This window comes from Mesorhizobium sp. GbtcB19, assembly GCF_019091085.1.
Taxonomy (GTDB): Bacteria; Pseudomonadota; Alphaproteobacteria; order Rhizobiales; family Rhizobiaceae; genus Mesorhizobium.
Window position 1 is genome coordinate 724,981 of record NZ_JAGXJY010000001.1, and the last position, 23,110, is coordinate 748,090.

Genomic DNA, 23,110 nt, shown 5'->3' on the forward strand with positions numbered 1-23,110 from the left:
CGTCAGAACGCCTGCCCGATGCCGGCATAGATGCCGAAATGCGGATCGCCCGGATCGCGGTTGAGTGGCACCGCGGCGTCGATGCGCAGCGGCCCGAACGGCGTGATGTAGCGCAGGCCGACGCCGGCGCCGACCTTCACATTCGAGAAATCGGGGAAGGATTTGGTCGAGACCGTGCCGGCATCGACGAACGGCACGATGCCGATCGAATCGGTGACGCCGATGCGCATCTCGACCGAGGTCTCGAAGAAGGACAGGCCGCCGATCGGCTGCCCGTTGATGTCCTTCGGGCCGATGCCCTGATAGGAATAGCCGCGCACAGAACCGCCGCCGCCGGAATAGAAGCGCCGGTCGGCCGGCACGTTCTGCAGGCCGGTGCCGACGATCGAACCCAGCGTGGCGCGCTCGGCCAGCACGAACCGGCTTGCCGTGTCCAGCGACTGGTAGGTGTAGCCCTCGCCCTTCAGCTTCAGGAAGGTCGCGCCATTCAATATGTCGTAGCTTGGCTCGGCATAGGCGAGGAAGCGGAAGCCTCTGGTCGGGTTGAGCTTGTTGTCGCGGCTGTCATAGACATATTGCAGCGGCACGCTGGCGATCAGATAGGTGTGCTTGCCGAAGGCGTCGGTGATCCTTGAATAGTCGAGGTCGAATTCGGCCGAGACCCGCTGCTTCTTGTCGAGGTCGTAGGAAACGCCGACGTCGCCCTTGACCGAGAAATGGTCATAGGCGTCGGGATGCTCGAACACCGTCTTGATGCCGGTGAAGAATTTCGACGTCGGCCCGAGCACGCCTGGCTTCTCGAACATGACGCCGGCATTGTAGTTGAGCGCGGAGATACTGTTGCTGCCGATGCCGCTGATCGAGCCGTCGATCCGCAGCTTCTCTGCCTGGCCGAACAGGTTGCGGTGTCCCCAATAGCCTTCGAGCCCCAGACCTTCGGTGTTCGAGACCGTGCCGCCGATGCCGAAATAGCGCGGCTTGCGCTCGCTGACCTGGACATCGATCGGGATGTTGCCGTTGGCGTCGAGGCTGTCGCCTTCCTTGATGGTCACGCTGTTGAAGACTTCGAGCCCGAGCAACCGGTCGCGGGCATCGTCGATTTCCTGCGGCGAATATTGCTTACCGCGCTGCAGGCCTGTCATGTACTCGGTGAAGCCGCGATCGACCTTCTCGGTGCCCTCGACCGTCGTGTCGCCATAGCCGGCGACCGGGCCGGCCGCCACCGTCAGCGTGACGTCCAGCGTCGAGCTGGCATGCTCGGCGACAATCTCGCGGTCCGTCACCTTGGCCAGCGGCCTGCCCTCGTCCTTCAGCGCCCGCACGATCAGGGCTTCGGCCTTGAGCACGGCGCCGGAGCCTGCATCGCCGCCGGCGATCAGCCCGAAGTCGGCGCTCGCCAGCCCAGCGGCATCGCCTTTCAACCGGATGTTGCCCAGTGTGAATTTCGCCCCAGGCGCGACGCTGACGACGACCGGTATGGGTTGCGGCCCCTTGAACTCGGCGTCCGGCGGCAAGTCGTCGATCGATTTGCCGTCGATCGTGATGGTGACCACGCCCTCGTAGCGGGCATCGGCGTAGAGCGCGGCGACGAGTTGCTCGCGGTCGCCGCGCGCCTTGGCCATCAGGCCGAGCGATCCGGACACCGGATGGTCTTCGTCGTTTTTCAACGCCGAGGCGTTTTCGAGCTTCTTGACCAGATCCTTGTCGGCATCCGGCGCATCGATGGTCACCGAATAGCGCAGCGGATCGACGATGTCGGCATCCTCGTCCTTGGACGAGCCCCAAAGCTTGATGCCGAAAATCTCGAAAGCCGCCGCCTGCCGCATTTCACCGGCCAGCAGGATCGAGCAGACGAGCGCGAAAAGCAGGGCGCGCGAAAGCCCGCGCCCTGGCGCGAACCCTCCTGACATCTGCGTTTCATGCGCCGGCATTAAGACAACCTAGTCGACAAAACTAAAATTGGAATGAAGTTCCAAATCGTTCGTAAAGGGGCCACAATCCAATTGTCTGAAATAGTCCGGGCTTGGAATTCACACCTTTTGCATTTTCGCAAGAAAGTGTGATCCGTCTCACAGAGGTTATGTCGAGATACCGGCCTTTGGCCGGCATGGAAACCGTTTGCGGGTGAAAAACCTGCAGCGTTCCGGGCGTTGACAAGCCTGAGCGAAGCTTGATCATGCCTGGACGCTGGCAACGTCTGGAGGGTGATGTGGCAATGCGCGCGGCTCGTGGTCTCTCTTTCCTTTTTCTCATCTTTTTCGCCCTGGGCGGGGCGGCATTGGCGGCCGAAGCCCGGCGAATCGTGACAACCGACAATTCCGACTATTTCGGCTTCGACCTGCGGTCGGAGCAGAATGTCAGCCTCGACCAGTGCAAGACCACCTGTCTTGGCGATTCCGCCTGCCGCGCCTTCACCTACAACACCAAGGCGAAGTGGTGTTTTCTCAAATCCGACTATAACCAGTTGAAATCCTTCACGGGCGCTGTCGCCGGAAAAATCGCCAATGTCGATGGCGACCCCGATATCGGCGCCCCGCCGGCGCTGGCCTTTTTCCCGAACTGGATGGCCGACCAGGCCCAGCAGTTCCGCAACAAGCTGACCGATCCGGCCTATGACAAGCCGACCGAAGGGCTTGCCGCCCTGCAGGCCGCCGCCGAGCAGGCGGCGCTGACCGGTGACCACCGCCTTGCCATGCAGAAATACCAGGCCGCGGTCTCGGTGCTGCCCGACGATGGCGCGCTGTGGCTGGCTCTGGCGCGCGAGATCCTCGCCGTGCAGCCGGCGTCGAACACCACCGAACCCTCTACCTTCCCGATGAACGCCACCTCGGCGGCCTTCAACGCCTACAAGCTGGTGCGAACCACGAAGACTCGCGCCGAGGCGCTGGCGCTGCTTGCCGCCGGTCTCGACAAGCGCGACCTCTACCGCCCGTCGCTGCAGGCTTATGAGGCGAGCCTTGCGCTGGTGAGCTCGCCGGCCGTCCAGGCCGACTATGCCGACCTGAAGGCGCGCAAGGGTTTCCGCGTCATCGAGCACACCGTCGATGCAGATTCCTCCTCGCCGCGCATCTGCGCCCAGTTTTCCGAGGAATTGGTCAAGACCGGCGTCGACTATTCGCAGTTCGTGACCGTCGACAACGCCGCCCCCAAGGCCGTCGAGGCCAAGGACAAGCAGATCTGCGTCGAGGGCCTGGAGCACGGCCAGCATTATGACGTGACCTTCCGCGCCGGCCTGCCGGCCGCGATCAGCGAAACGCTCGCGGCTCCGGTCGTGCTGTCGATCTACGTTCAGGATCGTGCGCCGTCCGCCCGCTTCACCGGCGACAGCTTCGTGCTGCCGGCCGGCGCCCGCCGCGGCATTCCGGTCGTCACCGTCAACATGAACGCCGCCAAGATGACGCTCTACCGCATCGGCGATCGTTCGCTGGCGCAGCTTCTGTCCGGCTATCAGTTCCTGCATCAGCTGGACGGCTACGACATTTCCACCATTTCCGACCAGATGGGCGCGCCCGTCTGGTCCGGCACGCTCGACATCGCCAATGATCTCAACAAGGAAGTGACCACCTCTTTCCCCGTGGATGAGGCGATCCCGCAGCGCAAGCCGGGCGTCTATGTGCTGACCGCGCAGCCGGTCGACGACAAGAGCGACGACTATGGCTCGCGCGCCACGCAGTGGTTCGTGGTCTCCGACATCGGCCTTTCCACCTATACGGGCCAGGACGGCCTCAACGTCTTTGCCCGGTCGCTGGGCTCGGCCAAGCCGATTTCCGGCGCCGAACTGACGCTGCTGGCCAAGAACAACGAGATCCTCGGCACCGCGACCAGCGACGCCGAGGGCCACGCCGTCTTCAATCCCGGCCTGACACGCGGCGAAAACGGCATGGTGCCGGCCGTGCTGATGGCCAAGCAGGGCGACAACGACTTCGTCTTCCTCGACATGGCCAAGGCCGGCTTCGACCTGTCGGATCGCGGCGTCGAGGGGCGTGCCTCACCCGGCGCGCTCGACGTCTATGCCTGGACGGAGCGCGGCATCTACCGCGCCGGCGAGGACGTGCATGTCGCAGCGCTTGCCCGCGACGGCGCCGCCAAGGCGGTCGAGAACCTGCCGCTCACCTTCATCTTCACGCGTCCCGACGGCGTCGAGAACCGCCGCATCGTCAGCAATGGCGAGTCCGCCGGCGGTCACGCAGTCGACCTGCCGCTCGAGGCCAACGCCATGCGCGGCACCTGGACGGTGTCGATCTACACCGACCCCAAGCAGGCGGCCGTCGCCAGCCAGATGTTCCTGGTCGAGGATTTCGTGCCGGATCGCATCGAATTCGACCTGACCGCCGACAAGAAGGAGATCGCCCAGGGCGAAACGGCCAACGCCACCGTCGACGGTCGCTTTCTCTACGGCGCCCCGGCCGCAGGCCTGGCGCTGGAAGGCGAGATGACTTTGTCGACCACGAGCAGTTGGGACAGCTTCAAGGACTTCACCTTCGGCCTCGCCGACGAGCAGTCGAGCGAGCCGACCGTGACGCCTCTCGCCAACCTTCCTGTCGTCGGCGACAACGGCAAGGCGACCTTCCCGATCACCATCGACCAGCTGCCTTCGACCACCAAGCTGGTCAACGCCAAGGTTACGGTGCGCATGCGCGAGGCCGGCGGCCGCGCCGTCGAGCGCTCGCTCGACATCGGCGTTCGTCCGCAGCGCGATGTCATCGGCATCCGGCCGGATTTCGCGGATGACGAGGTGCCGCAAGGCGGAACCGCCAAGTTCAGCATCATCGCCGTCGACCCGAACGGCAAGCGCGAGGACCTGAAGGGCGCCCAGTGGTCGCTGGTCAAGGTCGAGCGCAATTATCAGTGGTACCGCAACAACAATTCCTGGAACTACGAGGCGGTGAGCCTCACCAAGGCCGTCGCCAACGGCGCCGTCGACCTCAAGGCCGACGGCGAGGCTACGGTGTCGCTGCCTGTGGATTGGGGCCGCTACCGGCTGGAGGTCGAGACCGCCGACCCGGATGGTCCGGCCACCAGCTATGAGTTCGACGCCGGCTGGTATGTCGCCTCCACCACCACCGAGACGCCCGACGGCCTGGAGATCGCGCTCGACAAGGACACTTACGCCGCCGGCGAAGTCGCCAAGCTGAAGGTCTCGCCGCATTTTGCCGGCGAACTTCTGGTCACCATCGGCGCCGAGAAGCTGCTGAAGACCGTCACCGCTTCCGTGCCGGCTGGCGGCAGCACCGTCGACATCCCGGTCGGCGACGACTGGGGCGCCGGCGCCTACGTCACGGCGACCTTGTTCCGCCCGGGCGACGCGCAGGAATCGCGCATGCCGGCCCGCGCCATCGGCATCCAGTGGCTGTCGGTCGATCCCGGTTCGAAGAAGCTGGCGGTCACGTTGACGCCGCCGGAGAAGACCTTGCCGCACCAGCAGCTGTCGATCCCGATCGCCGTCAACGGCGCCCAGGCCGGCTCCAACGCCTATGTGATGGTGGCGGCCGTCGATGTCGGCATCCTCAATCTCACCAACTACAAGGCGCCGGATCCCGAGGAATGGTTCTTCGGCCAGCGCATGCTGGGGCTCGAGATCCGCGACCTCTACGGCCGCCTGATCGACGGCTCGCTCGGCACCATGGGCAAGATAAGGACCGGCGGCGATGGCGCCAACATGCAGGCGCAAGGCAGCCCGCCGACCGAAAAGCTGGTCGCCTTCTTCTCCGGCCCGGTCGAGCTCGATGCCAATGGCAAGGCGCGGGTCGATTTCGACATCCCGCAGTTCAACGGCACCGTGCGCGTCATGGCCGTCGCCTGGACCAAGGAAGCCGTCGGCCATGCCCAGACCGATGTCATCGTGCGCGATCCGGTGGTGATCACCGCCGGCCTGCCGCGTTTCCTGGCGCCGGGCGACGCGGCGACCATGCGCCTCGACATCGCCGACACCGATGGCCCGGCTGGCGACTATGCGCTCTCGGTCACCACGACCGGCGATCTTTCGACCGGCGACAAGCCCCTGCCAGGGAAGCTGACGCTCGCCCAAGGCAAGCGGCAGTCGCTCACATTCCCGCTGGTCGCGAAAACCGCGGGAGACGCTTCCGTCACCGTCAAGCTTGCGCATGCCGACGGCACTGCGGTCGAGCAGACGCTCTATCTGCCGGTCCGCCCGGCGCAGCTTCCGGTCACCAACCGCATGGTGGTCGACCTGAAGCCGCATGGCGGCTCGCTGCGCGTCGACAAGGAACTGCTTGCCGCAAGCGTGCTCGACGGCGCTTCGGTCAGCGTCGGCGTCTCGCAGTCGTCCGCGCTCGACGTGCCGTCGCTGTTGATGTCACTCGACCGCTACCCCTATGGCTGCGCCGAGCAGACCACCAGCCGCGCCATGCCGTTGCTCTATGTCAACGACATGGCCAAGAGCATCGGCATGGAAAGCGACCCGGACCTGCATCAACGCATCCAAGACGCCATCTACAAGGTGCTCTCCTACCAGTCGTCAAGCGGCAGCTTCGGCCTCTGGGGCCCAGGCTCCGGCGATCTGTGGCTCGATGCCTATGTCAGCGAGTTCCTGACCCGGGCGCGCGAGGAGAAGTATGACGTTCCCGCGCTTGCCATGAACCAGGCGCTGAACAATCTGCAGAACTCGCTTGGCTACGACCAGAGCGTTCAGGATCGCGGCAGCGAAATCGCTTACGCGCTCTATGTGCTCGCCCGCAACAAGAAGGCCTCGATCGGCGATCTGCGCTACTACGCCGACACGCAGCTCGAAGCCTTCTCCAGCCCGATGGCCGTGGCCCAACTGGCGGCGAGCCTCGCGCTCTACGGCGACACGCAACGCTCGGAATCGACCTTCCAGACGGCGCTCAGGCTGGCGAAATCCGAAACCGACTACGACTGGTACCGCTCGGACTACGGCTCGCGGCTGCGCGACGGCGCGGCGATGCTGGCGCTGGCGGCGGAAGCCAAGCCCGTGCCGAGCATCATGCCGCAGTTGATCAAGCTGGTGGGCGTGGCGCGCGCCGATGCCCGCTGGACGAGCACGCAGGACGAATCCTGGATGCTGCTCGCCGCGCGGGCGCTGAAGGAAGGCAATGATTCCATCACGCTTTCCGTCAACGGCGCGCCGCATTCGGGCGGCTACTCCAACCAGGTTGCCGGCAGCGAGCTCATCGACAGCCCGCTTACTATCGCCAACACCGGCGCCACGCCGCTGCAGGCCGTGGTCACCGCGGTTGCCGCGCCGGTCGATCCGCTGCCGGCCGGCGGCGACGGCTTCACCATCGATCGCACCTACTACAAGCTCGACGGCACCGAAGCCAACGTCACAGAGGCCAAGCAGAACGAGCGCTATGTCGTGGTGCTCAAGGTCTACGAGCAGAACAAATGGCCGTCGCGCCTCCTGATCACCGATCTGTTGCCGGCTGGCTTCGAAATCGACAATCCGAGCCTGGTGTCCAGCGCGCAATTGTCGAACTTCTCCTGGCTGGCGCAAACCGACGCGGCGCATCTTGAGTTCCGCGACGACCGCTTCGTAGCCGCCTTCAACCCGAATGAAGGCGACGGCGACCGCAACATCACGCTGGCCTATGTCGTGCGTGCCGTGACGCCAGGCACCTATGCCCATCCGGCGGCCACGGTGGAAGACATGTACCGGCCGCAATACTCGGCCCGCACCGCCACCGGCGTGATGGAGGTGAAGGCGGAATAGCGATGAAGAGGTCGCCGATATCTCCCTTCTCCCCGTCTCTATACGGGGAGAAGGTGCCGGCAGGCGGATGAGGGGCAGCGCAATGCTCTCCAGAAAATTCCTCAAACGAACCGCAATCGCGGGCCTTTGCCTGGCCGGCTTCGCAGCGCTTTCGATAGCCGCGCTCTGGGAGCTCGACCGCGCCTTCCCGCCCCCGCTTCCGGCAAAACTGACGGTCTCGACCGAGGTGCAGGACCGCGACGGCCAGCTGTTGCGCGCCTTCGCGACCCCCGACGGGTACTGGCGGCTCGAGACCCGGCTCGACCAGGTCGACAGAGAGTTCGTCGACATGCTGGTCACCTATGAGGACAAGCGTTTTTGGGATCACCGCGGCGTCGACGTCCTGGCGCTCTGCCGGGCTGCCGGCCAGCTGGTCACCAGCGGCCACATCGTGTCGGGCGGCTCGACCTTGTCGATGCAGCTTGCCCGGCTCATCGAGCCGCGCGACAGCCGCAGCCTCGGCTCCAAGCTCAAGCAGATGCTGCGCGCCATCCAGATCGAGCGGCGGCTCACCAAGCAGGAAATCCTCGAACGCTATCTGACGCTGGCGCCCTATGGCGGCAATCTCGAAGGCGTTCGTGCCGCCTCGCTCGCCTATTTCGGCAAGGAGCCGAAGCGGCTCACCGTTTCGGAAGCCGCGCTCCTGGTGGCGCTGCCGCAATTGCCGGAAAAGCGCCGGCCCGACCGCAATCTCGACATCGCGCATGCCGCGCGCGACCGCGTGCTCACCCGCATGGTCTCGGCCGGCCTGCTCGGCGAACGCGAGGCTCAGCGAGCCGCGCTGGACGACGTGTCCGGCCTGCGCAGAAAACTGCCGGCGCTGGCGGCGCATGCCTCCTACGCCATGCTGCCCAAGGCAGTGCCCGGCAAGCCGCTGCAGCTCACCATCCGCAAGAGTGTGCAGCAAGGGCTGGAACAGGTGGCAAGGGATGCCGCCGGGAAGCTTGGGCCCAAACTTTCAGTCGCCATGGTCATGGCCGACGCGCGCACCGGCGATATCCTCGGCGAGGTCGGCTCCGCCAATTTCTTCGACGCCAGCCGCTCCGGCTGGATCGACATGACCAAGGTGGTGCGCTCACCCGGCTCGACGCTGAAGCCCTTCATTTACGGGCTTGCCTTCGAGCAAGGCCTGGTGGCGCAGGAGATGATCATCGAGGACAGTCCGGCCGACTTTGGCGGCTACCGTCCGAAGAATTTCGACATGGGTTACCAGGGCGACGTCAGCATCAGGCAAGCGCTGCAATTGTCGCTCAACGTGCCGGCGATCCGCGTGCTCGACGCGGTCGGTCCGGCGCGGCTGACGGCGCGCTTCCGCCAGGCCGGCGTCAACCCGATCCTGCCCGTCAACGAGGCGCCGGGGCTGGCGATCGGGCTTGGCGGCGTCGGCGTGACCTTGCGCGATCTGGTGCAGCTCTATACCGGGCTCGCCAATGGCGGCAAGATGCACACGCTGCATGACGGCACCGAGCCGGCCAATGCCGAGCGCATCACAGCAACTATCCTCGACGACCAGGCGGCCTGGCAGATCAACGACATCCTCTCCGGCGTAAAACCGCCGGAAGGCGCCATGCAGCGCGGCATCGCCTACAAGACCGGCACGTCCTACGGCTATCGTGATGCCTGGTCAGTCGGCTTCGACGGCCGCTACGTGCTGGGCGTGTGGGTCGGCCGCGCCGATGCCAGCCCCGTGCCTGGCCTGTCGGGCTATGTCTCGGCAGCCCCCATCCTGTTCGAAGGTTTCGTGCGTTCCGGCCTTGCCAGCGTGCCGCTGCCCGGCCGGCCGCCGGGCGTCTTCAATCCCAAGCGCGAGGAATTGCCGGTGACGCTCGCCCGCTTCGGCGCCGGCGCCGACGGGCTGGTGCAGGCGACCGCCACCGAGCGGGCGCCAACCATCATCTTTCCGCCCAATGGCGCCCGCGTCGACCTCGGCACCAATTCGGCCGACGCCACGCCGCTGGTGCTGAAACTGCAGGGCGGCCGCGCGCCCTTCCGCTGGCTCGCCAACGGCAAGCCGCTCGCCGGCATCGACCGCCGCCGCACCGCGACCTGGCAGCCCGACGGTACCGGCTATTCGACGCTGACCGTGATCGACGCCGCCGGCCGCGCGGCGAGCGTGAAGGTTTTCGTTGAATAGGATGCGGCAAGCGATTCAGGGGATTACGCTTCTCCGCGTAATGTATAGCGCGAGGCCCCCCTCTCCGGCCTGCCGGCCATCTCCCCCTCAAGGGGGGAGATTATTCGCTTCGCTGCTTTCGCTAGTCTTCAACGCAGGAAGGATGGACGCGGCGCCGAAGCCGCCAATCTCCCCCCTTGAGGGGGAGATGCCCGGCAGGGCAGAGAGGGGGGCCTCGCGCCGCCCTCTGTTGGGAGCATTCTTCGCAGCCCTTGCGCTAGCAATCGCGAGCCCTCCCCCCGCCCGCGCCGATCCCCTGCCCGCCGGCTTCGTCTGGCTCTCCGATGTCGACCCGACCATCCGCCAGGACATCCGCTACGCCGGTCTCGAAAACTTCCTGCACCGCAAGGTCGACGGCTATGACGCGCCGGTCTGCATCCTGACCACGCAAGCGGCGAAGGCTCTATCGCGCGTCCAGAAAGCGATGACCGAAAAAGGCCTCACGCTGATCGTCTTCGACTGCTACCGCCCGGCCCGCGCCGTTTCCGACATGGGCAGATGGACGAGAGAAGGCGGCCCGCCCGATCCGCAATGGTATCCGGCGGTCGAACGCGGCGATCTCATCGCCAAGGGTTATGTCGGCGAACTGTCCAGCCATTCGCGCGGCTCGACAGTCGACCTTGCCATCGCCGAGGCCGGCAGGAAAGGCGCGGTACATCCGGCCTGCGGCGCGCCCGATGGCGGCACGCTCGATTTCGGCACCGGTTTCGACTGCTTCGATCCGATGAGCGAGACGGCGTACCGTCCTCTTCCCGCCGAAGCTGCAGCGAACCGCAAGATGCTGCTTGCCGCCATGCGCGCCGCCGGCTTCCGCAACTATGCGCGCGAATGGTGGCACTTCACCCTGGCCAAAGAGCCTTTTCCAAAACAGCGCTTCGATTTTCCGGTCACCGCAGCGTAGCCGGAAGCCTTGCAGCCTTGCCCAAACCGTCGCCGGTTCTAATTAGGCCGGCTGGCGAGGAATCATGTCCGCGCCAGCTTGAGGAAGATATTTCTTCGATCGACGGACATACGGCGAAAAATTGCTTCGAGGAGGTGAAAAAGGCAACATTCAATGCATCTAATTTCTATAAACTCGGTAGAGTTCGCAGCAGTTCAACGGAGGCGGGAATGACCAAACCTCATTTCAAGAAACTGCTCGGCGCGCTGGTCGCCACATCTGTCCAGTTCGGCACGCTCGGTTTCGCGTTTGCCGATACGACCATCCTCAACGTGTCCTACGACCCGACACGTGAGCTCTACAAGGCCTATGACGAGGCCTTCGCCGCGCACTGGAAAGCCGAGACCGGCGAGACCGTCACCATCCAGCAGTCGCATGGCGGATCCGGCGCCCAGGCCCGTGCGGTGATCGACGGTCTCGATGCCGACGTGGTGACGCTGGCGCTCGAAGGCGACATCAACGCCATCGTCTCGAAGTCGAAGAAGATCAATCCCGACTGGCGCAAGAAATTCGAAAACAATTCAGCGCCTTACACCTCGACCATCATCTTCCTGGTGCGCAAGGGCAATCCCAAGGGCATCCATGACTGGAGCGACCTGGTGAAGGACGGCGTGCAGGTGATCACGCCGAACCCGAAAACCTCCGGCGGCGCGCGCTGGAACTATCTCGCGGCCTGGGCCTACGCCAACGCGAATGACGGCAATGACGAGGCCAAGACCAAGGAATTTGTCAGCAAGCTCTATGCCAATGCCCCGGTGCTCGACAGCGGCGCGCGTGGTTCGACCGTCACCTTCGCGCAAAAGGGCCTGGGCGACGTGCTGATCGGCTGGGAAAATGACGCTTATCTGGCCCTCGACGAATTCGGCGCCGACAATTTCGACATCGTCTACCCGCCGACCTCGATCCTGGCTGAGCCGCCGGTCGCCGTCGTCGACGCCAATGTCGACGCCAAGGGCACGCGCAAGGTCGCCGAAGCCTATCTTTCCTGGCTCTATTCGAAGGAAGGCCAGACCATCATCGCCAAGAACCATTATCGCCCCGCCAAGCCCGACCTGGTGCCGCCGGAAGAGCTTGCCAAACTGCCGCAGATCAAGCTGGTCACCATCGACGACCCGCAATTCGGCGGCTGGAAGAAAGCGCAGCCTTACCATTTCGGCGACGGTGGTATATTCGACCAGATCTACAAGCCGGCCAATTGATGCGCGAAGCTGCACAGGCAGCGTATCAGGCACGGCAATCTGGTTGAGTAAGAAGGGACGATCCAGAACAGCATGACCACAGCACCCGCTCATGCGGGGTGGCGATTCAGACAGCCGAGTGTCATTCCGGGTTTCGGACTGACGCTCGGCTTCTCGCTTGCCTACCTCACGCTCATCATCCTCATCCCGCTTTCGGGGCTCATCTGGCGCTCGGCGGCACTTGGCTGGACCGATTTCTGGGCCTTGGCCACTGACCGGCGCACCCTCACCGCTCTCAAGATCAGTTTCGGCACGGCCTTCATCGCCGCCGCGGTCAACGTCGTCTTCGGCACGCTCGTCGCCTGGGTGCTGGTCCGCTACCGCTTCCCTGGCCGCCGTATCGTCGACGCCATGGTCGACCTGCCCTTCGCGCTGCCCACCGCGGTCGCAGGCATCGCGCTCACCACGCTCTATGCCCCCACCGGCTGGCTCGGCAAATTGCTGATGCCGCTCGGCATCAAGGTCGCCTATACGCCGCTCGGCATTGTCGTGGCTCTCGTCTTCATCGGCCTGCCCTTCGTCGTGCGCACCGTCCAGCCGATCATGGAGGAGCTCGACAAGGAGGTGGAAGAGGCCGCCGCCACGCTCGGTGCCAGCCGTTTCCAGATCATCACCCGCGTGCTTCTGCCCGGCCTTGCACCCGCCATCGTCACCGGCTTCTCGCTCGCCTTCGCGCGCGGCGTCGGCGAATACGGTTCGGTCATCTTCATCGCCGGCAACCTGCCCTACAAATCCGAGATCGCGCCGCTTTTGATCGTCATCCGGCTGGAAGAGTACAACTACCCTGCAGCGACGGCGATCGCCGCGATCATGTTGGGACTGTCCTTCGCGATGCTCTTGGTCATCAATCTCGTGCAGACATGGAGCCGCAAGCGCTATGGCTGATCCCGAGATCAAATCCTACGAACCACTGCACGAGAGCCGGTCGGCGGCGGTCACCGAAAGCCGTCCCGTCCGCATCACGCTGACCATCGTCACGCTCGTCTTCCTCGGCGTTTTCCTGCTGTTGCCGCTGATCATCGTGTTCAAGGAGGCCTTCGCCAAGGGCGTCGGCGCCTATTTCCAATCCCTGGGCGATGCCGACACGAGCTCGGCCATCCGCCTGACGTTGCTGGTGGCGGCAATCTCGGTGCCGCTCAATCTCGTCTTCGGCCTTTCGGCCGCCTGGGCCATCGCCAAGTTCGAGTTCAAGGGCAAGGCGTTCCTGACCACGCTGATCGACCTGCCCTTCTCGGTCTCGCCGGTCATTTCCGGCCTGGTCTATGTGCTGCTGTTCGGCGCGCAGGGCTTGCTCGGCGCATGGCTGAAGGCGCATGGCATCCAGATCCTCTTCGCGGTGCCGGGCATCGTTCTGGCGACAGTGTTCGTCACCTTCCCTTTCGTCGCGCGCGAGCTCATCCCGCTGATGCAGGAACAGGGCAATGGCGACGAGGAGGCAGCGCTCTCACTCGGCGCCAGCGGCTGGCAGGCCTTCTGGCACGTGACGCTGCCCAACATCAAATGGGGGCTGCTCTACGGCGTGCTGCTCTGCAACGCCCGCGCCATGGGCGAGTTCGGCGCCGTCTCGGTGGTGTCGGGCCACATACGCGGCCTCACCAACACCATGCCGCTGCATGTCGAGATCCTCTACAATGAATACAACGCCGTCGGCGCTTTTGCGGTCGCCTCGCTGCTCGCCGGCCTGGCGCTGGTGACGCTGGTCTTGAAAACGCTGCTCGAGATGCGCTACGGCGCCGAGCTGGCCGCGACGCGCGGGCACTGAGGAATATCTGTCGCCCGAAGCCTGCCGGCTTCGGGACAACGACAACATCAACGAACTGAGGGATTTGTATGGAAGTTCGCGTCGTCAACGTGCGCAAGGAGTTCGAGCGGTTTCCGGCGCTCCACGACGTGTCGCTCGACATCCGGTCCGGCGAGCTCATCGCACTGCTTGGACCGTCCGGCTCCGGCAAGACGACGCTGCTGCGCCTGATCGCCGGCCTGGAGCGGCCGACCAAGGGCGCGATCTTCTTCGGCGAGGAGGACGCCTCGCAGAAGTCGATCCAGGAACGCAATGTCGGTTTCGTCTTCCAGCACTACGCGCTGTTCCGTCACATGACGGTCGCCGACAATATCGGCTTCGGCCTGAAGGTCCGGCATGGCGCCGCGCGGCCGCCGGCGCAGGAAATCCGCCGCCGCGCGCTGGAACTGCTCGACCTCGTCCAGCTGTCGGGACTGGAAAAGCGCTATCCCGCGCAGCTTTCCGGCGGCCAGCGCCAACGCGTGGCTTTGGCCCGCGCCATGGCGATCGAGCCCAAGGTGCTCTTGCTCGACGAACCGTTCGGCGCGCTCGATGCGCAGGTCCGCCGCGAGCTGCGCCGCTGGCTGCGCGAGATCCATGACCGTACCGGCCACACGACTGTCTTCGTCACCCATGACCAGGAAGAGGCGCTGGAGCTCGCCGACCGCGTCGTGGTCATGAGCCAGGGCCGCATCGAACAGGTCGGCACCGCCGACGATATCTACGACACGCCGAACTCACCCTTCGTCTATTCCTTTATCGGCGAGTCCAGCTCGCTGCCGGTCAAGGTCGAGAATGGCGAGGTCTGGATCGCCGACCGGCCGATCGGACTGCAGGCGCCGCATGCGCCGTCCGGCGAGGCGGTTCTCTACTTCCGTCCGCACGATGTCGACCTGCTCGACGGCTGCAGCGGCTGTATCGCCGGCACGGTTGCCGCCAGCCGCCGCGTCGCCGGCACCAGACGTGTCGAGCTCGAGGTCGGCGGCGAGCGCCAGCGCGTCGAGATCGAACTGCCGGTCGACCATCCCGCCGCGCAGAAGAGCCGGGTGGCCTTCAGGCCGCGGCGCTGGAAGCTTTTTCCGGCGGCTTGATCATCCACCGAGCGCTATGCCAGCCAGTTCTCGACCTTCAGCTTCCTGATCCGGGTGAACTCGGCCGTGTTAGCCGTCACCAGTGTCGAGCCTGATACGCAGGCGTGGGCAGCGATAAAGAGGTCGTTGTGGCCGATGGTCTCGCCCCTGCCTTCCAGTTCGGCGCGGAGTGCGCCGTACTCGGTGTCTACCGGCACATCGAGCGGCAGCACGGGAATCTCGGCCAACAGTTCCTCGACCTTCTTGAGCAGCTTGGCCGATCCCTTTTTGGCGCAGCCATATCGCAGCTCCGAAGCGACGACGATGCTGGTGCACACGGCAGCGTCTCCCTCGCGCGCCATTGCGCCGGCAGCCTTGCCGGCCGGGTTACGGATCATGTCGCTTATGATGTTCGTATCGAGCATGAACCGCATCAAAAAATGTCCTCGGATTCGACGGGGCTATCGTTGATCTCGGGGAAGTCATCCTCAGGACCGAGCGGGAGTTCTTTCGCCCATTGGGCGAGCAACGCCGTGAGACCTGACTTACGAACCGGCTCGATGACAAGGCGGTCGCCCTCGCGGCTGATCAGCACCTTGTCCCCGGGGAGTTCAAACTCGACGGGGATCCGCACCGCCTGGCTGCGGTTGTTGCGGAACAGCTTTGCCTCTTTCGGCGGTGTCGTTGCATGGCGGTGTCGGGTCATGGTGGCATTCCTTGTATATGCCATATGTATATGCCAAGGCGTCACAATGCAATCTTTTTGCTTCTAGACCTAGGCTAAGCGGGATTTTCGCTGGAAAGAAATCCTAACAACTGACTGTTTCAACGATGTCTTTTCTCACCGCGATGCTGTCGAGCCAGCACGCGTGTCTCGTCGCGCGTCAGGGTTCCGACTATCATCCCGTAATTAGCATATTTTCCTCGGAGTCTGTTTTCATGAAGCGCCTATTGCTCGGCATCACGGCTGTTGCCGGCTTCGTCCTCGCGTCCTCCCAAGCCTGGTCGGCCGACAAACTTTTGAACGCATCGTATGACGTTGGCCGCGAGCTGTTCGTCGACATCAACAAAGCCTTCATCGCCAAGCATCCAGGCGTGACCATCGATCAGTCGCATGCCGGCACCTCGGCGCAGGCGCGCGCCATCGCCGAGGGTCTTGCCGCCGATGTCGTCACCTTCAACCAGGTCACCGACGTCGACTTCCTGGTCAAGAAGGGCCTCGTCTCGGCCGACTGGCAGAAGGATTTCGCCGACAACGCCTCGCCCTTCTATTCGCTGCCGTCCTTCCTGGTGCGCGCCGGCAACCCCAAGCACATCAAGGACTGGAACGACCTGGTGCGCGACGACGTGCAGGTGATCTTCCCCAACCCGAAGACGTCGGGCAATGCGCGCTACACCTATCTCGCCGCCACCGCCTACGCCAAGGAAGCCTTCAAGGGCGACGACGCCAAGGTGAAGGAGTTCATCACCAAGCTCTTCAACAACGTGCCGATCTTCGACACCGGTGGCCGCGCCGCCACCACCACCTTCGTCCAGCGTGAGATCGGCGATGTGCTGATCACCTTCGAGTCGGAGACGCGCGGCATCCGCAAGGAATATGGCGACGACAAATTCGAGCAGGTCACGCCTTCAGTCAGCCTGCTGGCCGAATTCCCGGTGGCGATCGTCGACAAGGTCGCCGACGAGCACGGCAGCCGCGATCTCGCCAAGTCCTATCTCGATTTCCTCTATACGCCCGAAGGCCAGGACATTGCCGCCGGCAATGGCCTGCGGGTGCGCGATGCGACCGTGGCGGCGAAATACAAAGCCGACTTTCCGGATGTGCGCCTGCTGACGGTGGAAGAGGTCTTCGGCGGTTGGGACAAGGTGCAGAAAGAGCATTTCGCCGCCGGCGGGCTGCTCGATCAGGCCTATGGCAGCCGCTAGCCGCTCAACCCGAAGGACATCAGGAAGTAAAACGATGAGAGCCGGCTTTGCCGGCTTTCTTCATGAAAGCAGCCGGCATGAGTTCGCGGGGGAAATCCTGCTCTCAACGTGAAAAACGTTACGAAGAATCAACGCGTTTATGCCTAAGCTGCACCGGCAAATTGTTGGTCCAGAGGGCGTTCGACGGTCAAACTGTCATGATTTGCACACAAACAACCGCCAGATGCAGGGCGATTGGGGTTTGATGAACTGAATCGGGCATGCTGACCAAAAAAGGCAAATACGGCCTCAAGGCCCTCGTGCATCTATCCAGCCTGCCGGCTGGCCAGCTTGCATTCGTCAACGACATCGCGGTCGCCAACAACATCCCGAAGAAATTCCTGGACGCGATCCTCGGCGAGTTGCGCAATGCCGGCTTCGTGCAGAGCCGCAAGGGCAAGGAAGGCGGTTACCGCCTTGCCCGGCCGGCTTCCGAGATCAAGATCGGCCATGTCGTGCGCGTGCTCGACGGGCCGCTGGCGCCGATCCCATGCGCCAGCCGCACGCAGTACCAGCGCTGCGAGGATTGCGACGAGGCCACCTGCCAGGTCCGCCACATGATGCTGGAAGTGCGCCAGGCGATCGCCGAGGTGCTCGACAACCGCAGCCTCGCCGCCATGCGCGACGCCGACAACGACGATTTCCCGGCCGAACTTACGTCCCAGATCTAAGGCAGGAAGTGGGGGCGGCGGCTTCGCCGCAACCTTCAGGTCGCAATTGCGCCGAACGAGACCCCGTTCGCCCTGACTTGTCGCCTTTGGTTGCCAGTCTGCCGCGGACGCAGTAAAGCGGCTGGAGGACGAAACAGGGCTCTGACGCATGAGGCTGCCTTGGCTTGGCAAATCCCGCAGGGCCAACCGACAGCCGACGTCCAGCGACATCTTTCACACCGAGATCATTGCCGACGTGCCGGTGCCGGAGCGCGGTGAGTCCGTCCGCTTCTTCAGCCGCAAGGTCGTCCGCCCCGGCAAATTGCGCCGCTTCTCCAATCGGGACCTACGCGAGAGCCTGCTGTCCTGTTTCTATCTCGGCGTCGCGGCGGCAGTGCCGGTCTCCTGGTGGGAGCCGATCTGTGGCTGGGTGTCCGGGTTCAGGCGCAAGCGCCACGTCCGCAAGGAATTCGCCCGTTACGATGTCGCGGTGAAGGCCGTGCTCGGCGATGCCGCCGACACGAAAAGCATGTTCGAAGCACAGCTTGCCGCCCTTCACAACCGACGGCTGCTGGTTGCGGCGCATCTCGTCGCCGGCTGGCGCTGGTCGCCGGTGATCCGGCTGGAAGGCCTCGAAAAACTGCAAGAGGCCCTGTGCAACGGGCGCGGCGCCATCATATGGTGCGACCAGTTCACCGCGCAGACGATCATCGGCAAGCGCGCCCTGCAGGAGGCCGGTGTCGACGCTCATCAGGTGAGCGCGCAGTATCACGGCTTCTCGCCGAGCAGGTTCGGCTTTCGCGTCATCAACCCGCCGCTGGTCAAGGTCGAGAACCGTTTCCTCAAAAGCCGGATCGTCTTCGAGCGCACCGATGCCTATCAGGTCACCACGCGCATCCAGAAGGTGCTGAAGGCAAACGGCGTGGTGCTGATGACCAACACCGTCTATGCCGGCTCCACCTTCACCGAGGCCGCCATGGGCGAGCGTGGCTGGACCCACCTCGCCTCGGCGCCGGCAAACTTCGCCGCGCGCGCCGGCGCGGCGCTGTTTCATATGGCGACGATCGAGACGGTTCCGTTTCGCCAGTACCGCGCGATCGTCAGCGAGCTGAGCGCCGACCCACAGGCTTCCTCATCGCCGGCAAAGGACACGACCGCGAAGAACCTCGCCGTTCAGGCGGCATTTATCCTGTCGAAGCGCGACCATATGCTGGCAACGCTCAAACTCCGCCCGGAGCAGATGATGGCTTGGTCGAGCGCCACGCGGCTGACCGAGCGGCCGACCGAGGCCGCGATCGGCAATGACGGCGCCTGAAACGCCCGAGACTTCTCTAGAGCGTTTCACCGTTTCACGGAAACGGTGGAACGCTCTAACTCTTTGTTTTTACGCAATTCCGGACGGAAAACCGCTCACACTTTTCCTGGAATTGCTCTAACCAACGATCGATTTCAGTATTCCGGCAACACTTCGCGTGCCGTCGACCGTCACCGCCCGTTCATCCGCGGCGGGCTCTTCCAACGTGGCGAACTGGCTGTCGACAAGGCTTGCCGGCATGAAATGGCCTTTTCGATCGGCGACCCGCCGCCAGGCGGTGTCGCGATCGATTTTCAGATAGAGGAAGACGATGCCGGGACAGAAGCGGTTCAGCCGGTCGCGGTAGCCGCGCTTCAGCGCCGAGCAGGCCGCCACCGCTTTGCGTCCGCTGGCAACGGAGCTCGCGATACGCTCGCCTATGGCGTCGAGCCAGCCCTCGCGCAGCGCGTCCGTCAGCGGCTCGCCGCGTGCCATGCGCGCCACGTTCTCCGGCGGATGCAGCCTGTCGCCTTCGATGAAGTCGGCGCCCAGCGCCTTGGCGAGCGCCTCGCCGACGGCCGTCTTGCCGCAACCGGCAACACCCATCACGACGATGGCCGGCGCCGTCCTGAGATCGTTCATGCAAGGCTCCGGGATCTACGGTCTTGCGCTCGCCTCATCCACGGGTCACCGGCTTGCCGGCGCGCGCCCGTAGAGCAGAAGCATGGCGACGATGACGACACCATAGATGATCTGCCGCCCCGCTTCCGGCATCTGCATCACCGAGAGGATGGATTGCAAGAGCGTGATCAGGATCACCCCCGCGACCGTGCCGAGATAGGAACCGCGCCCGCCAAGGATCGACGTGCCGCCCAGCACGACGGCGGCGATCGACGGCAACAGATAGGCATCGCCCATCGACTGCGCCGCCTTCGACGCGTAGCCCGCCAAAAGCACGCCGCCGAAGGCGGACAGCCCGCCGGAGACGGCGAAAGCGATCAGCACGATGCGGCGCGTGTCGATGCCGGACAGATAGGCGGCGCGCTCGCGGTTGCCGATGCCGTAGACGGCGCGGCCGAAACTGCTGCGGGTCAGCACGAAGACCATCGCGGCGCCGATCAGCGCCCAGATGATGACGGCATTGGGAACGCCTGGAATGGTGAACCCGGTCGCCAGATAGCGCATCGCCGCCGTCGCCGAATCCTGTGGCGAGAAGCCGCCCGTATAGACCACCATCAGCCCCTGCGCGACGGCGTTGGTAGCGAGCGTAATGATCATGGAAGGGATGCGCAGATAAGCGACGCCGATGCCGTTGACAATGCCGATCGCGACGCCGCACAGCACGCCGAAGGGGATGGCCAAAGCGACGCCGGCCGGCCCGTAGGCGGCGGCCGCGCAGGCCATCATGGCGCCGGCCGCGACCGCCCATGGTACCGAGAGGTCGATCTGGCCGAGCAGGATAACCAGCATCATGCCGGTGGCGATGACGCCGAGGAAGGACGCGACTTTCAACTGCTGCAGGAGATATTCCGGCGACAGGAAGCTGCGCGAATAGAGGCTGCCGAGGAAAAGCAGCAGCACGATGCAGGCAAAGGCGGTGACCACAGCCGGATCGGCGCGTCGCAGAAACTTGGGCATGCGGCCGGCGATGCCGCCCACGATGCCGCTAAGCGTCGTCTCGCTCACAGGAACCACTCCAGCCGGTTGCGCACTCGAAACAGCGCGAAGGCGCCGAGGCTGACCGCGATCAACAGGATAACGCCCTGGAACAGCGGCTGCCAGAGCGGATCGAAGTCGAAGACGAACAAGAGGTCGCCGATGGTGCGGAAGGCGAGCGCGCCGAAGATGGCGCCGATGGCGCTGCCCTTGCCGCCGAACAGCGACACGCCGCCAAGCACGACGGCGGCGATCGAAAACAGCGTGTAGGCGTTGCCGCTCGCATAGGCCGCCTCGCCCGTATAGGTGAAGAAGGTCAGGAACAGGCCGCCGATGGCCGCCAGCAGGCCGGCAAGCGTGTAGGCCAGAAACTTGCCCCTGCGGATCGGCACGCCCGACATGTAAGCCGCCGTCTCCGATGAGCCCGCCGCATAAGCGGCGCGCCCGAATTCGGAGCGGCTGAACGGCACCCAGACGACGAGCACGACGACGAGCAGCGCCACCAGGCTCGCCGGCACCACGCCGAAGAAACGCCCGGTCAGGAAATCCGCAAGGTCCTCGTTGACTGAACCGCCGGGAACTGGCCGCAACAGCAGCGCCAGACCGAAAAAGACGGCGCCAGTGGCGATGGTGGCCACGATCGGCTGCAGCCGGCCGTAGATGACGATGGCGCCGTTGACCGCGCCGCAGATGAGCCCGGTGCCGAGCACCGCCAGCACTCCAAACGCCGTCTCCAGGCCGGTGCCGATCACCAGCCATGAAGCCATGCAGTTGGTCAGCGTGAAGATCATGCCGACCGACAGGTCGATGCCGGCGGTGAGCACCACCAATGTCTGCGCCATGGCGACGAAGGCGAGCAGCACGCCCTTGTTGGCGGCGGTCTGCACGACGTTGGCGGTGAAGCCGGCCGGATGGTTCGCGCTGTAGATGGCGAACATGACGATGAAGATGCCGAAGGCCAGAAGCGTTCCGCGCTGCTCGGCCAGCCAGTAGCGCCAGTCCCTCACGCCTTCCCTCCCAGCCCGAAGCGGGTGTCATCGCCCTGCATGTTGAGCGCGCTGGCGATCAGCGCGTGCTCGGTGATCCCATCGCCGATCAGCTCGCGCTTGACCGCGCCGTCATAGAGCACCAGCACGCGGTCGCAGCAGCCGATCAGCTCGTCATAGTCGGTCGAATAGAACAGGATCGCGGCGCCCTCATCCGCCAGCTTGCGCATCAGCTGGTAGAGTTCCTGCTTGGTGCCGACATCGATGCCGCGCGTCGGATCGTTGAGCAGGATGATGCGCGGCTGCCGCATCAGCCATTTGGCGATGACGACCTTCTGCTGATTGCCGCCGGACAGCGCGCCGACGGGGATGTCGAGGCCAGCCGTCTTGATGGCCAAAAGCCCGACCATGTCGTCGATCAGCCGCTGCTCGGCGGCGCGGTCGATGATGCCCGCTTTGGACAACCTGTCGAGGGCCGCGAAGGACAGGTTCTCGCGCACCGTCATCGGCAGCATCAGCCCTTCGGTCTTGCGGTCTTCCGGGATCAGCGCCATGCCGATGCTGCCATGACTGGCCGCGGTCGGGCTGGCGATCGAAACCGGCTTGCCGTCGATCAGCACCTCGCCGCGCAGGCCGCGCAGCACGCCGAAAAAGGCGAGCAGCAATTCGCGCTGGCCCTGCCCGTCGAGGCCGCCCAGGCCCACGATTTCGCCGGGCCTGACGCTCAACGAGATATTGTCGAGCCGATCGGCCCAGGACAGGTTGCGCGCTTCGAGCACTGGCGTGGCGGCCGGAGCGGAACCGGGTTTCGGCGGGAAGATATGGCTGTATTCGCGGCCGATCATCAGCTCGACCACCTCATTGTCGCTCTTCGAGCCGGCCGGGTAGCTTGCGACATTGCGACCGTTGCGGAACACCGTGCAATGGTCGGCAAGTTCGGCGATTTCGTTCATGCGGTGCGAGATGTAGAGCAGCGCCAGTCCTTCCGAGCGCAGCCGCTTCAACACTTCGAAGACCTTGGCGACATCCGACGCCGTCAGCGCCGAGGTCGCCTCGTCGAGGATCAGGATGCGCGGTTTCCTGGCCAATGCCTTGGCGATCTCCACCATCTGCCGGCGCGACAGCGGCAGGTCCTTGACCAGGGCACGCGGATGGATGTCGGAGGCGCCCGCGCGGGCCAGCGCCTCTTCCGCGATACGCCGCTGCGCCTTGCGGTCGATCATACCGAAGCGTTTCGGCGGGCCGGAAATGACGATGTTGTCGGCGACGCTCAATTCGGGAATGAGCGACAGTTCCTGGAAGATGCAGACGATGCCGGCCTGATTGGCCGCTGCCGGCGAGGCGAAACTGACCTCACGGCCGTCGAGCGTCATCGTGCCTTCATCGGGCGCCACGACGCCCGCCATGACTTTGATCAGCGTCGACTTGCCGGCGCCGTTCTCGCCGAGAATGGCGTGAATGCCGCCGGCGGTGACCGTCAGGTCGGCCTTTTCCAAGGCCCGCACGCCGCCATAGCGCTTGGATATGCCTTCCATGCGGAAGAGCGGAGCCGCGCCGTCCATCAGCCCTCCCCGGCCGGTTTCGAGTTGGCATAGGAGACGGTGCCGCGGGCTCGCCGCGACACCGTCC

17 protein-coding genes are annotated in these 23,110 nt (G+C 64.6%); 10 read left to right on the forward strand and 7 right to left on the reverse strand.

Annotated elements, in window-relative coordinates:
* Positions 1–2: 2 nt before the first annotated feature.
* Positions 3–1,931, reverse strand: coding sequence for an autotransporter assembly complex family protein (locus KVT37_RS03420; RefSeq protein WP_217569626.1), 1,929 nt, complete (start codon positions 1,929–1,931; stop codon positions 3–5).
* 278 nt (positions 1,932–2,209) lie between these two features.
* Here KVT37_RS03420 and KVT37_RS03425 point away from each other — a divergent pair, with 278 nt between their 5' ends.
* From KVT37_RS03425 to KVT37_RS03455, 7 genes are all read left to right on the forward strand, one after another.
* Positions 2,210–7,690: an alpha-2-macroglobulin family protein gene (locus KVT37_RS03425; RefSeq protein ID WP_217569629.1), complete on the forward strand. Its 5,481-nt coding sequence runs from the start codon at positions 2,210–2,212 to the stop codon at positions 7,688–7,690.
* Between the two features lie 82 nt (positions 7,691–7,772).
* Positions 7,773–9,863 carry a penicillin-binding protein 1C gene (gene pbpC, locus KVT37_RS03430; RefSeq protein ID WP_254633759.1) on the forward strand — a complete coding sequence of 697 codons (2,091 nt, stop codon included), beginning with the start codon at positions 7,773–7,775 and terminating at the stop codon, positions 9,861–9,863.
* Between the two features lie 187 nt (positions 9,864–10,050).
* Positions 10,051–10,803, forward strand: coding sequence for a M15 family metallopeptidase (locus KVT37_RS03435; RefSeq protein WP_254633760.1), 753 nt, complete (start codon positions 10,051–10,053; stop codon positions 10,801–10,803).
* Between the two features lie 209 nt (positions 10,804–11,012).
* Positions 11,013–12,041 (forward strand): sulfate ABC transporter substrate-binding protein, encoded by a 1,029-nt coding sequence (locus KVT37_RS03440; protein ID WP_217569635.1) that lies wholly within the window; start codon positions 11,013–11,015, stop codon positions 12,039–12,041.
* A 72-nt stretch (positions 12,042–12,113) separates the two neighbouring features.
* On the forward strand, positions 12,114–12,965 hold the full coding sequence (gene cysT / locus KVT37_RS03445) for a sulfate ABC transporter permease subunit CysT (RefSeq protein ID WP_217569637.1): 852 nt from the start codon (positions 12,114–12,116) through the stop codon (positions 12,963–12,965).
* Positions 12,958–13,842 (forward strand): sulfate ABC transporter permease subunit CysW, encoded by an 885-nt coding sequence (gene cysW / locus KVT37_RS03450; RefSeq protein ID WP_217569639.1) that lies wholly within the window; start codon positions 12,958–12,960, stop codon positions 13,840–13,842. The genes cysT and cysW overlap by 8 nt, the downstream gene beginning before the upstream one ends.
* A gap of 68 nt (positions 13,843–13,910) precedes the next feature.
* Positions 13,911–14,951 (forward strand): sulfate/molybdate ABC transporter ATP-binding protein, encoded by a 1,041-nt coding sequence (locus KVT37_RS03455; protein ID WP_217569641.1) that lies wholly within the window; start codon positions 13,911–13,913, stop codon positions 14,949–14,951.
* A 14-nt stretch (positions 14,952–14,965) separates the two neighbouring features.
* Here the strand turns inward: KVT37_RS03455 and KVT37_RS03460 are convergent, their stop codons facing one another.
* Entirely contained in the window at positions 14,966–15,364 is a 399-nt protein-coding gene (locus KVT37_RS03460) for a type II toxin-antitoxin system VapC family toxin (RefSeq protein ID WP_217569643.1), read from the reverse strand.
* Complete coding sequence (locus KVT37_RS03465) at positions 15,364–15,636, reverse strand: antitoxin (protein ID WP_217569645.1); 273 nt, start codon at positions 15,634–15,636, stop codon at positions 15,364–15,366. The genes KVT37_RS03460 and KVT37_RS03465 overlap by 1 nt, the downstream gene beginning before the upstream one ends.
* 233 nt (positions 15,637–15,869) lie before the next feature.
* Between KVT37_RS03465 and KVT37_RS03470 the strand changes: the two genes are divergently transcribed.
* The 3 genes from KVT37_RS03470 (at position 15,870) to KVT37_RS03480 (ending at position 18,860) form a co-directional block, all read left to right on the forward strand.
* Entirely contained in the window at positions 15,870–16,856 is a 987-nt protein-coding gene (locus tag KVT37_RS03470; RefSeq protein ID WP_217569647.1) for a sulfate ABC transporter substrate-binding protein, read from the forward strand.
* A gap of 260 nt (positions 16,857–17,116) precedes the next feature.
* On the forward strand, positions 17,117–17,566 hold the full coding sequence (locus KVT37_RS03475) for an Rrf2 family transcriptional regulator (RefSeq protein WP_027167615.1): 450 nt from the start codon (positions 17,117–17,119) through the stop codon (positions 17,564–17,566).
* 148 nt (positions 17,567–17,714) lie between these two features.
* The gene (locus KVT37_RS03480) at positions 17,715–18,860 is read left to right on the forward strand and encodes a hypothetical protein (RefSeq protein ID WP_217569649.1); all 1,146 of its coding nucleotides are present in this window, start codon (positions 17,715–17,717) and stop codon (positions 18,858–18,860) included.
* 117 nt (positions 18,861–18,977) lie between these two features.
* On the opposite strand, the gene KVT37_RS03485 is transcribed toward KVT37_RS03480, so the two are convergent.
* From KVT37_RS03485 to KVT37_RS03500, 4 genes are read right to left on the reverse strand one after another with little or no spacing between them, the layout of a single operon-like run.
* Positions 18,978–19,481, reverse strand: a complete 504-nt coding sequence (locus KVT37_RS03485; protein ID WP_254633761.1) for a gluconokinase — start codon at positions 19,479–19,481, stop codon at positions 18,978–18,980.
* Positions 19,482–19,526: 45 nt separating this feature from the next.
* Positions 19,527–20,525, reverse strand: coding sequence for an ABC transporter permease (locus tag KVT37_RS03490; protein ID WP_217569651.1), 999 nt, complete (start codon positions 20,523–20,525; stop codon positions 19,527–19,529).
* Positions 20,522–21,502 (reverse strand): ABC transporter permease, encoded by a 981-nt coding sequence (locus tag KVT37_RS03495; protein WP_217569653.1) that lies wholly within the window; start codon positions 21,500–21,502, stop codon positions 20,522–20,524. The genes KVT37_RS03490 and KVT37_RS03495 overlap by 4 nt, the downstream gene beginning before the upstream one ends.
* Positions 21,499–23,043, reverse strand: a complete 1,545-nt coding sequence (locus tag KVT37_RS03500; RefSeq protein WP_217569655.1) for a sugar ABC transporter ATP-binding protein — start codon at positions 23,041–23,043, stop codon at positions 21,499–21,501. The genes KVT37_RS03495 and KVT37_RS03500 overlap by 4 nt, the downstream gene beginning before the upstream one ends.
* Positions 23,044–23,110: the final 67 nt, after the last annotated feature.

Bases quoted from the DNA above. Each gene is read 5' to 3' on its own strand.
- cysT (WP_217569637.1), top strand. From the start codon at position 12,114: ATGACCACAGCACCCGCTCATGCGGGGTGGCGATTCAGACAGCCGAGT.
- KVT37_RS03475 (WP_027167615.1), top strand. From the start codon at position 17,117: ATGCTGACCAAAAAAGGCAAATACGGCCTCAAGGCCCTCGTGCATCTA.
- KVT37_RS03440 (WP_217569635.1), top strand. From the start codon at position 11,013: ATGACCAAACCTCATTTCAAGAAACTGCTCGGCGCGCTGGTCGCCACA.
- KVT37_RS03465 (WP_217569645.1), bottom strand. From the start codon at position 15,636: ATGACCCGACACCGCCATGCAACGACACCGCCGAAAGAGGCAAAGCTG.
- KVT37_RS03435 (WP_254633760.1), top strand. From the start codon at position 10,051: ATGCCCGGCAGGGCAGAGAGGGGGGCCTCGCGCCGCCCTCTGTTGGGA.
- KVT37_RS03420 (WP_217569626.1), bottom strand. From the start codon at position 1,931: ATGCCGGCGCATGAAACGCAGATGTCAGGAGGGTTCGCGCCAGGGCGC.
- pbpC (WP_254633759.1), top strand. From the start codon at position 7,773: ATGCTCTCCAGAAAATTCCTCAAACGAACCGCAATCGCGGGCCTTTGC.
- KVT37_RS03460 (WP_217569643.1), bottom strand. From the start codon at position 15,364: ATGCGGTTCATGCTCGATACGAACATCATAAGCGACATGATCCGTAAC.
- KVT37_RS03470 (WP_217569647.1), top strand. From the start codon at position 15,870: ATGAAGCGCCTATTGCTCGGCATCACGGCTGTTGCCGGCTTCGTCCTC.
- KVT37_RS03500 (WP_217569655.1), bottom strand. From the start codon at position 23,043: ATGGACGGCGCGGCTCCGCTCTTCCGCATGGAAGGCATATCCAAGCGC.
- KVT37_RS03480 (WP_217569649.1), top strand. From the start codon at position 17,715: ATGAGGCTGCCTTGGCTTGGCAAATCCCGCAGGGCCAACCGACAGCCG.
- cysW (WP_217569639.1), top strand. From the start codon at position 12,958: ATGGCTGATCCCGAGATCAAATCCTACGAACCACTGCACGAGAGCCGG.
- KVT37_RS03455 (WP_217569641.1), top strand. From the start codon at position 13,911: ATGGAAGTTCGCGTCGTCAACGTGCGCAAGGAGTTCGAGCGGTTTCCG.
- KVT37_RS03485 (WP_254633761.1), bottom strand. From the start codon at position 19,481: ATGAACGATCTCAGGACGGCGCCGGCCATCGTCGTGATGGGTGTTGCC.